At 75.5% G+C, this 12,038-nt stretch carries 10 protein-coding genes; 6 read left to right on the top strand and 4 right to left on the bottom strand.

Translation table 11 applies throughout. The features are described 5' to 3' along the window. The first annotated feature begins 10 nt into the window (after positions 1-10). Genes ACWEPX_RS21585 through ACWEPX_RS21570 form a run of 4 tightly spaced genes read left to right on the top strand, consistent with a single transcriptional unit; the run spans position 11 to position 6,218 of the window. Positions 11-199: a DUF6229 family protein gene (locus tag ACWEPX_RS21585; RefSeq protein ID WP_451899004.1), complete on the top strand. Its 189-nt coding sequence runs from the start codon at positions 11-13 to the stop codon at positions 197-199. Between the two features lie 7 nt (positions 200-206). After that, positions 207-3,032, top strand: coding sequence for a type 2 lanthipeptide synthetase LanM family protein (locus ACWEPX_RS21580; protein WP_451899003.1), 2,826 nt, complete (start codon positions 207-209; stop codon positions 3,030-3,032). After that, a complete protein-coding gene (locus tag ACWEPX_RS21575) occupies positions 3,029-4,888 on the top strand; it encodes an ABC transporter ATP-binding protein (RefSeq protein WP_451899002.1) in 1,860 nt (619 codons plus the stop codon). The genes ACWEPX_RS21580 and ACWEPX_RS21575 overlap by 4 nt, the downstream gene beginning before the upstream one ends. Next, positions 4,881-6,218 (top strand): FAD-binding oxidoreductase, encoded by a 1,338-nt coding sequence (locus ACWEPX_RS21570; RefSeq protein ID WP_451899001.1) that lies wholly within the window; start codon positions 4,881-4,883, stop codon positions 6,216-6,218. The genes ACWEPX_RS21575 and ACWEPX_RS21570 overlap by 8 nt, the downstream gene beginning before the upstream one ends. Here the strand turns inward: ACWEPX_RS21570 and ACWEPX_RS21565 are convergent. Together ACWEPX_RS21565 and ACWEPX_RS21560 are read right to left on the bottom strand one after the other, a co-directional pair. Next, positions 6,215-6,904 (bottom strand): response regulator transcription factor, encoded by a 690-nt coding sequence (locus ACWEPX_RS21565; RefSeq protein WP_451899000.1) that lies wholly within the window; start codon positions 6,902-6,904, stop codon positions 6,215-6,217. The two genes, ACWEPX_RS21570 and ACWEPX_RS21565, sit on opposite strands and share 4 nt — an antisense overlap. Next, positions 6,901-8,109: a sensor histidine kinase gene (locus ACWEPX_RS21560; protein ID WP_451898999.1), complete on the bottom strand. Its 1,209-nt coding sequence runs from the start codon at positions 8,107-8,109 to the stop codon at positions 6,901-6,903. The genes ACWEPX_RS21565 and ACWEPX_RS21560 overlap by 4 nt, the downstream gene beginning before the upstream one ends. A gap of 171 nt (positions 8,110-8,280) precedes the next feature. On the opposite strand from ACWEPX_RS21560, the gene ACWEPX_RS21555 reads away from it, so the two are divergent. Beyond that, positions 8,281-9,369, top strand: coding sequence for a UDP-N-acetylglucosamine 2-epimerase (locus ACWEPX_RS21555; RefSeq protein WP_451898998.1), 1,089 nt, complete (start codon positions 8,281-8,283; stop codon positions 9,367-9,369). A 7-nt stretch (positions 9,370-9,376) separates the two neighbouring features. On the opposite strand, the gene ACWEPX_RS21550 is transcribed toward ACWEPX_RS21555, so the two are convergent. Continuing rightward, on the bottom strand, positions 9,377-9,805 hold the full coding sequence (locus tag ACWEPX_RS21550; protein ID WP_451898997.1) for a nuclear transport factor 2 family protein: 429 nt from the start codon (positions 9,803-9,805) through the stop codon (positions 9,377-9,379). Between the two features lie 245 nt (positions 9,806-10,050). Between ACWEPX_RS21550 and ACWEPX_RS21545 the strand changes: the two genes are divergently transcribed. Beyond that, the gene (locus ACWEPX_RS21545; protein WP_451898996.1) at positions 10,051-11,307 is read left to right on the top strand and encodes an NAD(P)/FAD-dependent oxidoreductase; all 1,257 of its coding nucleotides are present in this window, start codon (positions 10,051-10,053) and stop codon (positions 11,305-11,307) included. Here ACWEPX_RS21545 and ACWEPX_RS21540 read toward each other — a convergent pair. Then, the gene (locus ACWEPX_RS21540) at positions 11,285-11,872 is read right to left on the bottom strand and encodes a protein NO VEIN domain-containing protein (RefSeq protein ID WP_451898995.1); all 588 of its coding nucleotides are present in this window, start codon (positions 11,870-11,872) and stop codon (positions 11,285-11,287) included. The two genes, ACWEPX_RS21545 and ACWEPX_RS21540, sit on opposite strands and share 23 nt — an antisense overlap. Positions 11,873-12,038: the final 166 nt, after the last annotated feature.

The raw sequence follows: 12,038 nt of genomic DNA, 5'->3' as shown, positions 1-12,038 counted from the left end.
AGGAGTTCCGATGACCACCGCACTGCTCGACGGCGTAGAGGAACTGGTGGCCCGCTGGCGCGCGGGCCTCGACGCGGACAACCCGGCCGGGCCGGTGTTCGCCAGCGGCGAGTTCGCCGAGGGCGACATCGTGGCCTGCAACCCGCCCGGCAGCCGCTGCTCGGGCTGCTCGGCGTCCCGGCCCGCCGTCTGCTGCTGACCCGGCGATGACGGCCGCCGAGGTCGGCGAACTCGACCGGACCCTGGACTGGCTGACCGGCCCGGCTGCCGACCGGCTGGCCCACCGGCTGGCCGGGGTCGCCGGCCTCGGCGGCGCCGAGGCCGACGCGGTGCTGACCGCGACCCGCGCCGGGCTGGCGGAGGTGCTGCGGCGCAAGGTGGTCCGCGTCCTCGTGCTGGAGCTGAACGCCGCCCGGCTGACCGGCAGGCTGACCGCGGCGGACCCGCAGGCGCGGTGGGCGCAGTTCCTCGACCACGCCGCCGACCCGGCGTTCTGGCACGACCTCACCCGCCACTACCCCCACCTCATCTCCCGCCTGCGCACCTTGGTGGACAACCGGATTGAGGCCGTGCACACGATGGCGGCCCGCTTCGCCGCCGACCGCCCGCTGCTCGGCGACCTCCTCGGCGGCGACGTGGGCGCGCTATGCGCGGTGGAGTTCGGGGCCGGCGACAGCCACCGCGGCGGGCGCACCGTCAGCGTCGTCCGCTGCACCGGCGGGACCGTGGTCTACAAACCGCGGCCCATGCAGGTCGATCTGCGGCTCGCCGAGCTGCTGGCCCGCCTGGCCACCGACGAGCACCCGATCCGCGTGCCCCGCGCGCTGGCGCTGGCAGGCTACGGCTGGGCCGAGCACGTCGCCCACCGCCACTGCGCCGACGACGCCGAGCTGGCGGTGTTCTACCGCAACCTCGGGCACTGGCTGGCGGTCATGCGGCTGGTGTCCGGCACCGACCTGCACGCGGAGAACATCATCGCCTGCGGGCCGGTGCCGGTCGTCGTCGACTGCGAGAGCGTGTTCACGCGCCTGCCCCCGCACCCGCCGACCGGCGCTGGCGAGGCCACCGACCGGGTCGCCGAGCAGCTCAACCACACGGTGCTGCGGACCGGCCTGCTCCCCGGCCGCGGCGCTGGCCTCGGCTGGCGCGGGGTGGACGGCTCGGCGATGGGCGGGCTGCCCGGCGAGCAGCCGGACGTGGGCCTGCCCGACCTGGTGGGCGCGGGCACCGACACCGCGCGGGTGGCGATCGTGCCCGCCCAGCCGCCGCCGGCGCACAACCTGCCCAGCCCGCACCCGCGCCTGGCCCGGCACTGGCCCGCGGTGCTCGCGGGCTTCGACGAGATGGCCGGGCGCATCACCGCGCTGGACAAAGCAGGCGCGCTGGAGCCGCTGCTGGCGGCCTTCGCCGACTGCGTGGTCCGGGTCGTCGTGCGCGACACCGAGTCCTACACCGAGCTGGCCCGCCTGCTCTGGCACCCGGCGGGCCTGCACGACCAGCCCGCCGCCGAGCGCAAGGCCCGCGCGCTGCTCGCCCGGCACTCGATCAACACCCGCGGCCCCGGCGACCCGGACGTGCACGCGGCCGAGGTCGCGGAGCTGCTGGTCGGCGACATCCCGGTGTTCACCACCACCCCCGGCGACGGCACCCTGCGCACCCCGGGCGACCTGCGCTGCATGCCGCCGGAGGACCAGGTCGCGGTGGCGCTGCGCCGCTGGCGGACCGCGGACCTGGCGCTGGAGCGCCGGGTGACCCGGGCCGCGCTGGTCAGCGCCTACCTCAACCAGGGCTCGGAGCCGGACCTGCGGCAGATGCCGCCCGCGGACCCGGAGCTGTCCGAACTCGACAGCCGCAGGCGGGCGCTCGCGGCCGGGCTGATGCGCGAGCTGGCGGCCGAGGCCGTGCGCGGGGACGACGGCACGGCCACCTGGTTCGCCCCGATCCTCGACCGCGACGGCTGGCAGACCTCGCCGCTGACCCCGGACCTCTACGGCGGGACGCTGGGCGTGGCCGTGCTGCTCGCGGCGTACGGGCGGGAGGCAGCGGCCGGGCGGGCCGACCCGGTCGCCGGGGTGGCGGACCTGCTGGCCGGGACCGTGCGGACCGCGCGGCTGACCCAGCGGTGGTGGGCGGCGCAGGCCGAGCACACCCGCCGCAGGCCCGACCCGCCGGGCGGCTACATCGGGCTGGGCTCGCAGATCTGGTGCTGGCTGGCGCTGGACCGGCTGGGCGGGGACTGCGCCGCCGACGCGCTGTTCCTCGCCGAGCAGCTGCCGGCGGCGCTGGCGGCGAGCGAGTCGCCGGACATCGTCGTCGGCGCCGCGGGCGCGATCGTGCCGCTGCTGCACCTGGCCGCGCGCACCGGCGAGCAGCGCTGGCTGGACCTCGCCGTGCGCGCGGGCGACCAGCTGGCCGACGCGGCGGTGCTCGTCGGCGGCACGGCCCGCTGGCCAGCGCCGACCTGGCCCGCGGGCATCGGCGGGTTCGCCCACGGGGCCACCGGCATCGGGTGGGCGCTGGCCAAGCTGGCGGCGGCGACGGGCGAGCAGCGCTTCGCCGAGCTGGCCGGGGCCGCGGCGGCCTTCGAGGAGACCGGGTACGACCGCGGCCGCGAAGCCTGGATGGACCCGCGGGAGCCGGACACCGCGGCCGCCGCCTGGTGCCACGGGGCCGTCGGCGTCGGCCTGGCGGCGGCCGACGGGCTGGGCGGCCCGGACGTGCTGCGCCGCGCCGCGGTGTCGGCGCTGCGCGACGGGATGGGCTGGACGCACACGCTCTGCCACGGCGACACCGGCGTCTGGGAGCTGCTGAGCACCGCCATCGCCCGCGGTGTCCACATCGGACTCGACCGTCCGACCCTCGACGCCCTGGTGCTCGGCGGCCTGGAGACCCACGGCGTGACCACCGGGCTGGCCCGCGAGGTGTACTCCCCGAGCGTGCTGTCCGGGTCGGGCGGGGTGGCCTACCAGCTGCTGCGGATGCACCCGGAGTGCGACCTGCCCTCGGTCCTGCTGCTCGGCGCGGCCCGATGACCGGCGACGCCGACCCGCGCGAGGGCAACCTCGTCACCCCGCACTGGCAGCTCGACACCGCCGACACCCCGCGCCGGACCGTCCGCGGGCTCCCGGCGGCCACCTGGCCGGTGCTGAGGATGATCTGGGACGCCGCGCCGGGGGCGGCCGCCGCGATCGCCGCCATGCAGGTGGTGTCCGGGATGGCCGCGGCGTTCGGGCTGTTCGCCACGACCGGCGTGCTGACCGAGCTGCTGGCGGGCGGCCCCACCGCCGACCGGGTGCTCGCCGCGCTGCCCGAGCTGCTGCTCGTCGGCGGGGCGTTCGCGGTGCGCGGGACGATGGACGTGGGCGTCGGGCTGGCCAGGGCCCGGATCACCCCGTCGGTGCGGCGGCTGGCCGAGGAGCGGCTGTACGCGGCCAGCCTCGGCGCGGACCTCGCCGCCTTCGACGACGCCCGCTTCTACGACCGCATGCACCGGGCCCGCGACCGCGGCCTGTTCTTCATCGAGCGCGCGGCGGACAACCTGGTGGAGCTGATCGGCGCGCTGGCGGGCATCGCCGCCGCCGCGGGCAGCCTGGCCGCGCTGCACCCCGTCCTGCTGCCGGTGCTGCTGCTCGCGGTGCTCCCCGACGGCTGGGCGGTGCACCGCTCCGCGCGGCTGGCCTACGCCAGCGTCGGCCGCACGGTCGTGCTGGACCGGCGGGTGCAGATGGTGTCCGACCTGGCCACCGAGCGCGAGCCCGCCGCCGAGATCCGCGCCTACCAGGCCGAGCCGTTCGTGCTGCGGGAGTACCGGATCGCCGCGGACCCGCTGCGCGAGGAGGACGTGCGGCTGGGCACCGCGCAGGCGCGGGTGCGCGGGGTCGGGCGGGCATTCGCGGGCCTCGGCCTGGTCGCCACCTACGTGGTCCTCGGGCTGCTGGTGCGCGCCGACTGGGTGCCGCTGGCGGTGGCGGGCACGGCCGTCATCGCCATCCGGGTGGCGACGACCGCGCTGAACCGGCTGGTGCTCTCGGCCAACCAGCTGGTCGAACAGGGCATGTACGTCGCGGACTACCAGGAGTTCCTGGCCTCGGCCAGCAAGCAGGCCACCGGCGGGCCAGCGCCGACTCCGCACGGGGTGCAACTCGACCACGTCGTCTTCCACTACCCGGAGAGCACGCGCACCGCGATCGATGACGTCACGCTGACCATCGAGCCGGGCGAGACGGTCGCGCTGGTCGGGGAGAACGGCTCGGGCAAGACCACCCTGGCCAAGCTGATCGCCGGGCTCTACCCGCCCACCTCGGGGCGAGTCTGCTGGGGCGGGCACGACCTCGCGCACGCCGACCGGTCCCGCGTCGCCGACCAGGTGATGATGGTGCTGCAGGACCCGGTCCGCTGGCCGCACACCGCCCGGGTCAACGTCCGCGTCGGCCGCCACGACCGGCCCGACCCCGACGGCGCCGCCCTCGCCCGGGCGGCCGGGCAGGCCGGGGCCGACGAGGTGGTGGGCGCGCTGCCCGCGGGCTGGGAGACGCTGCTGTCCAAGCAGTTCCGCGGCGGGGTGGAGCTCTCCGGCGGCCAGTGGCAGCGCCTCGCCGTCGCCCGCGGGCTGTTCCGCGACGCGCCGCTGCTGATCTGGGACGAGCCCACCGCGCCGCTGGACGCCAAGGCCGAGTTCGCGGTGTACGAATCGCTGCGCGCGCTGGCCGCCGACCGCACGGTCGTGCTCATCACCCACCGCCTCGCCAGCGTCCGGCACGCCGACCGCATCCTGCTGCTGCACGAGGGCAGGCTGGTCGAGCAGGGCACGCACGCGGAGCTGATCGCGGCGGGCGGGCGGTACGCCGACCTCTACGCGCTGCAGAGCCGGATGTACGCCGATGCCTGACCTGATCTTCCCCGACGACCCGCGCTACGCGCTCTCCCGCACCCAGTTCATCGGACGACCGCGGGAGACCCTGCCGCGCGCGGTCGTCCGCTGCGCCGACACCGACGCCGTGGTCGAGGCCCTGGCATGGGCGCGGCGGGCGGGATGGCCGTTCGCGGTGCGCGGCGGCGGGCACAGCAACGCCTGCCACTCCAGCACCGACGGCCTGCTGATCGACCTCACCCCGCACGACGCCATCGAGGTGTCGGGGGAGTTCGCCACCGTCGGCGCGGGCGTGCGCGCCGGGGACCTGGCGGCCGCCCTCGGCGCCCGGGTGGTGCCGCTGGGGTCGTGCCCCTCGGTGGGGGTGGTCGGGGCGGCGCTGGGCGGCGGGTTCGGCAGCCACGGCAGGCTGCACGGGCTGACCTGCGACGCCCTGGTGTCCGCCGCGGTCGTGCTGGCCGACGGCCGGGTCGTGGACACCGCCGACGAGCCGGACCTGCTGTGGGCGCTGCGCGGGGCGGGCGGCGGCAACTTCGGCGTGGTGACCGCCGCGACCTTCCGGACCGCGCCCGCCGCGGCCCGGACCCACTTCCGCGTGGTGTGGCCGGTCCGGCACGCCGCCGCGCTGCTGCGGTGGTGGCAGCGCTGGGACGCCGACGACGCGGTGTCAGCGGAGATGGTGCTGCTGTGCCCGCAGTACCCCGACGAGGAGCCGACCGCCCTGCTCGTCGGCGCGGCCCCGGACCGGGCGGCCGTCGACGCCTTCCTCGCCGCGACCCCGGAGCCCGCGGAGGTGGAGATCGTCGACCTCTCCCCCGCCGACGCCGCCCGGCTGCGCGCGACCCCGTACGCCGCGGCCGCGCACGACCCCGCCAGCCTCCCGCTGACCAACGACCGCCCGGGCATGCACACCGCGAAGACAGAGTTCTTCGACCACCCGCTCCCCGACGAGGCCCTGGCCGCGCTGCTGGAGCACTTCACCGCCCGCCGCGAGTACGGCGAACTGCGCGAGATCGCGTTCACCCCGTGGCGGGGCGCGTACGCCCGCGTCCCGGGCGACGCCACCGCCTTCGCCCACCGCACACCCGCCTTCCTGGTCAAGCACACCGTCCTCGTCGGCCCGGTCGGCGCGGCGCGGCGCGGGCAGGACGCGCTGGCCTGGCTCGCCCGGAGCTGGGCGCTGACCCATCCGTGGGGCACGGGCGCGGTCTACCCCAACTTCCCCGACCCGGCCCTGCCCGACTGGCTCACCGCGTACTACGGCCCCAACGTCGACCGCCTGCGCGCGCTGAAGCGCCGCTACGACCCGGACAACGCCTTCCGCTTCGCCCAGTCCATCCCGCCCTAGCCGCGGGGTGGCTGGTCGGGCGCCAGGTGCAGCTGGTGGGCCAGCAGGGCGGCTTGGACGCGGTTGTCCAACTGCAGCTTCGACAGGGTCCGGGAGACGTAGGTCTTCACCGTCGACACGCTCATGAAGAGGCGTTCGGCGATCTCGGCGTTGTTCAGGCCGAGGCCGACCTGGCCGAGCACCTCCCGCTCCCGCTCGCTGAGCAGGTCGATGCGGTCGGCGGCGTCCGGGAACGCGGTGCGCGGCGCGACGGGCTCGCCGGTGATGCGCCGGAGCATCCGCTTGCTCAGCTCGGCGTTGAGCACCGAGGCCCCGCCGCGGACCGCGCGGACGGCGCTGATGAGGTCCTTCGGGCTGAGCTGCTTGAGCAGGAAGCCGTCCGCGCCCGCGGTCAGCGCCTCGATCATCAGCAGGTCGTCGTTGAAGGTGGTCAGGGCCAGGACGTAGGGCGGCTCCGGCTCCCGCTTCAGCGCCGCGGTCGCGGTCACCCCGTCGACCCTGGGCATGCGCAGGTCCATCAGCACGACGTCCGGGCGGTGCGCGCGGCACACGGAGACCGCCTCGGCGCCGTCGCCCGCCTCCCCCACCACCGCGATGTCGGGCGCGGACTCCAGGATCGAGCGGGTCCCCGCGCGGATGAGCGCCTGGTCGTCCACGACGACGACCCGGATCGGCTGGTCGGTCATCGGGCGGCCCCCTCGTCGTCGGGTCCGGCCAGGGGCAGCTCGGCGCGCAGGACGAAGACGTCCCCCTCCGGGCCCTCGGCGAGGCTGCCGCCCGCCCGCGCCACCTCGTCGGCCAGCAGCCGCAGGCCCCGGCCGGTGCCGGGCAGGGCGGGCCGCTCCGGCGGGGCCAGCGGGCTGGTCACCGCCACCTGCGCCATTCCGCCTGCGCAGGTGAGGCGGACCTCGACCTGCGACTCCCCCGCGTACCGCAGGGCGTTGGTCAGCCCCTCCCGGACGATCCGGTAGCACAGGTCCACCGCGTCGCCCTCGGCCGCGGCGCAGGCCGGGTCGGCCGCGTAGGCCACGTCCACCCCGAGCGAGCGGTAGTCCTGCACCAGGTCGGGGACGTCGTCGACGGCGAACCGGGTGGGGGCGGGCACCGGGCTGGGCCCGGCGAGGGTGTCGAGCACCTCGGCGAGCTGCGCGACGGCCTTCTGGCCGACCCCGACGATCAGCTCGGCGCGCTCCCGGATCGAGGCCGTCGCCGCGGCGTCCACGCTGATCGCGCCCGCCGTGGTCACCATCACGCTGACGTGGTGGCCCACGCCGTCGTGCATCATCGACGCCATCCGGGCTCGCGCGGTCAGGCTGCGCTCCCGCAGCGTGCTCTCCCGCAACCGCCGCTGCCGCTCGGCGGCCTGCGCGGCGTGGTGCTCGCGCTCGATGGACGCCTCCTCCAGGCTGTTCTTGGCCAGGCCCATGACGAACGGCGCCACCGCGGCGAGCGCCCAGTAGACCAGCCCGTTGATCCCGCCGCCGGGCAGCAGCCCGGTCTCGGGCTCGAACAGGTCGGCCGAGCTGCTCCTCCGCTCGATGATCGCCTGCTGCGCGGGCAGGGCCAGCAGCACGGCCATGCACACGACGGCGGGCGTCCAGCGCCGCCGCCGGGACAGGGAGAAGGTCATCACGTAGACCGGGTAGGGCAGCTCCGTCAGCACGAACGTGGCGCAGGCCACCACGACGGCCACCCAGTCGTGCGTGCGCCGCCACAGCGCGACGACCACCGCGCACACGCCCGCGACCACGGCGAACACGGGCGCGGAGGCCGGGGCCGCCCGGTACAGGCCGGACAGCAGGCCCACCGCCGCCGGACCGGCGATCACCACCGCCGCGATGGCGTTGCGCGAGCCGCGCCTGCGGAACAGGCGCTGCCAATGGTCGATCACCCATCCCATCGAAGCAGCTCGGCCAGGCCGGGGCGCTCGGACCACACCATCGGGTGGTGTCAACCGAGGTCTACACGCAGGGCCGAGCCGTCACCGCGGGTCCACGCGCGCGCCTGCCGGGGCCGGGTTCGCTGGAACCGTCAACCACCGACCCCCTGGAGGTCAACCCGCATGACCACGATCCCGCAGCAGCTCCGCTCCTCGGCCCCGGAGCCGCGCCCGGGCGGCGTGGCGACCGTGCTCGGGTCCCGACGCGAGGTGCTCGCCCTCGCCCCCGTCCTGTGCGAGCTGGGCGAGCTGGCCAAGCCGGTGCGCGTCGGGCGGCGCGACACCGACGGGCAGGACGGGCTCGCGGGCGCGCTGGAGCACCTGGAGCACCTGGAGCGGACCTTCGCCGCCGACCGCCCGGACGCCGTCCTCGTCCGGGGCGCGACCGGCACCGCCCTGGTGGGGGCGCTGGCCGCCCGCGCGTCCGGCATCCCGCTGGTCCACGTCGAGGCGGGCCTGCGCTGCGGCGACCCCGCCCACCCCGACGAGCACACCCGGGTGCTGCTCGACCGCGCCGCCGACGTGCTGTGCGCGCCGACCCCGACCAGCGTCGACAACCTGCGCGCCGACGGCCTCGGCAACCGGGAGATCCGGCTGACCGGGACCACCGCGGTGGAGTCGGTCGGCCACCGGCTCCTGCCGCTGCGCGAGCGGCTGGACCTAGTCCGCCGGTGGGGCCTCGAACCGGACGGCTACGTGCTGGCCACCATCGACCGCCCGGAGAACACCGACGACGCCAGCCTGCTCGCCATCACCGACCAGCTCTCCCGCATCGGCGACGCCGGGTACCCGGTCGTGCTGGCAGCGCGCCCGCAGACCCGGGCCGCGGCGATCCGCGTCGGCGTGCTGGGCTCGGGGATGAACCTGCGCGTGGTGAACCGGCTCTGGCACTCGGAGTTCCTCGCGCTGGCCAAGCACGCGGGGCTGCTGGTCTCCGACTCCAGCGCCGTGCAGGAGGAGGCGACCGTGCTGAAGCGGCCGATCCTGGTCGTGGGCGGCTCGACCGAGCGCCGGGAGGTGCTCGACGACTTCGGCAGCCTCGTCGGCCCGCGCGACGACCTCACCGGGATCGCCCTGGACTGGCTCGCCGACGGCGACGACCGCCGCGCCCGGCTCGCCACCCTCCCCTCCCCCTTCGGCGACGACCGCAGCTGCGTGCGCATCGCCGAGGCGGCGCGCCACGCCGTGCCCACCCAGCGCTGGGTCCACTGAGGACGGATCAGGCCAGGTCCCAGCCGGAGCGCATGGCGAAGGCGTCGACGTAGACGTCCTTGCGGGCGACCTTGCCCGCGGCGAAGCGGAGGACGTCCATCGCCTCGAACCGGGCGCGGCGCCCGGCCCTGCCGGTGAACCGGCCCAGGGGGAAGGGCTCGGCGAGGGTGGCGGTGATGGCGTACTCCACGACCGCGATGCCCTCGCGCACGTCGATGCGGATGGTGTCGGCGTGGTAGTCGGGCATCACGTGGAAGAACGCCGCGAACTGCGCGCGGACCGCCTCGGCGCCCGCGACCTCGGCGACGCCTTCCAGGTGCAGGTGGAACACCATGTCGTCGGTCTGCATCGCCATCAGGGCGGCGAGGTCGTGGTCGTTCCACGCGGCGCAGTAGCGGTCGACGACCGCTTCCAGGTCCGTGCCGGTCACCGTCATCGCGTGCTCCCATCGCGTCGGCTCGATGATCCAACCCTCCCAGCCGCTTTGCGCGCGCGGTAGTGATGATGCGGGGCAGCAATCAATTGGCTGCACGGGATTCCGCTGACCGCGCCTGCATTTGAGTGAATGTCGCCCGGCGATCGGCGCACGCTGATCCGGCGCTGACACCATCGGGGGTCCGCCCGCGGCAGCGGGGATGCCTTGTCCCATCCGCGGTTGGGTCGCCGAGGAGAGGTGGAGCGATGGCTGGGATCGGTGTAGCCGTGGTGGCCGGTGCGTCGATGGGCGGGTTGCTCGCCGCGGCCGCGGTGGAGCCCTTCTGCTCGCGCGTGCTGGTACTCGACCGGGACAGCCTGCCGGTGGGGCCGGTGGCGCGAAGAGCGGTCGGGCAGGCGCGGCACGCGCACGGGCTGCTCGCCACGAGCGTGGACGTGTTCGACGAGCTGCTGCCGGGGCTGAGCGAGGACATCGTCGCCCACGGCGGCCGCCGGGAGGACCTGTCGGCCGACGTGGCGTGGGTGGTCGGCGGGTACCCGCTCGCGGTCTCGCCGGGGTTCCTGCACGGGCTGTCGGTGAGCCGTCTGCTGATGGAGCAACGGCTGCGCGCGTGGGTGTCGGCCCTCCCGGGTGTCGAGGTGCGGCAAGGCGTTGCCGTGGACGGGCTTGAGGTCGAGGGCGGCCGGGTGCGGCGGGTGCGGGCGGGCGACCGGTGGGTGGACGCCGACCTCGTGGTCGACGCCACCGGCCGGGGTTCACGCCTGCCCGACTGGATCGCGGGCGCCGGGTACCCGCGCCCGCCGGAGGAGCGGATGCGGGTCGACCTCTACTACGTCAGCCGCACCTACACCCGCGAGCCCGACCGGATCGACAACTTCCTCATCGCCCCGACCCCCGCCGCCCCGCGCGCGGGCGCGCTGCTGTGGCTGGAGGGCAACCGCTGGATCGCGTCGCTGGCGGGCTACGGCACCCGCCCGCCGCTGGACGAGCCCGCCTTCCGCGACTTCGCCGCCACGCTCCCCGCGCCGCTCATCGCCGAGAACCTGGCCCCCAGGACGGCCATCGAGGGCCCGCACGTCTTCCACATCCCGGACAACCTGTGGCGGCGCTACGACCAGCTCACCACCTGGCCCGCCAATCTGGTGCCGCTCGGGGACAGCATCTGCGTCCTCAACCCGGTCTACGGCCAGGGCATCACCCTCGCCGCCCTCCAGGCCCGGCTCCTGCGCGCGCTGCTGTCCGACACCGCCGACGACCTCGCCGCCCGCTACTTCCCGCCCTGCGCCGACACCATCGGCAACGCCTGGTCCATCGTCACCACCGGCGACGCCGCCCTGCTCTCCCCGGCCACCCCGACCCCCGAAGCCCAGCACCAGGCCCGCTTCTTCCAGGCCGCCAGCACCGACCCCGCGCTGTCCCGCCTCTTCCTGGAGATCATCAACTTCAAGCAGCCCCCGACCCGCCTCGCCGACCCCGACGTCATCCACCGCTTGGCGAGCTGACCTTCTCGGTGCGGTACTGGTAGGAGATGGGCGTCAACCGCTCGGGCTCCACGCGCCAGGGGTGGTACACGTCGAGCACCCCACCCCTGGCGACCGGCGTCTCCCCGGAGCGGTCGAGCTCGATCCCGTGCACGACGATCAGCATGGTGTGCGGGTACTCGTCCGTCATCAACTCGACCTCCCGCCGGGTCAGCACAACCTCCTCCCCCGCCGACGTGGTCCCCTTGACCTCGACGAAGAGGTGCTCCTCACCCCGCGTCGCGTCGATGTCGTAGGACCGCGTCGCCCCGACGTCCTCGACATCCCAGCCCTGCCCGACGAGGTGCTCCCCCGCCACCTCCATCGCCCGCCGCTCCACCGCGGTCTTCTCCGCCGCCGTCAACCCCCGCCCCTGCCGTCGCGTGCGGCCAGCCGCGCGCTCGGCGTCGAGGACAGCGTCCATCACGTCCGGGTCTGGGGAGGCGCCCTCCGGCTCCGTGGTGACCATGACCGGGTTCATGGTGAACCGGGCTCCTGGAAGGGTGGCGAGGACAGCGCCGACGAAGGTGCTGCGGTGGCCGAGCACCGACGGATGTTCACCTCGACTCCGAACTCCGCGTTGAGCGCCACACCGTCGTCACGACGAACCTGCATGCGCCACAGGGTGGCACGGCTGGCCGACAAACCCCGTTCGGCCCCGTCTGGTGGTACTGGCGTCGGGGTGGCTGCACGAGAATCGGCCGGGCGTGGGA

Source organism: Actinokineospora sp. NPDC004072, from assembly GCF_053604195.1.
The sequence above is the reverse complement of the archived record's forward strand: the minus strand, read 5'-3'. Positions and strand labels throughout refer to the sequence as shown.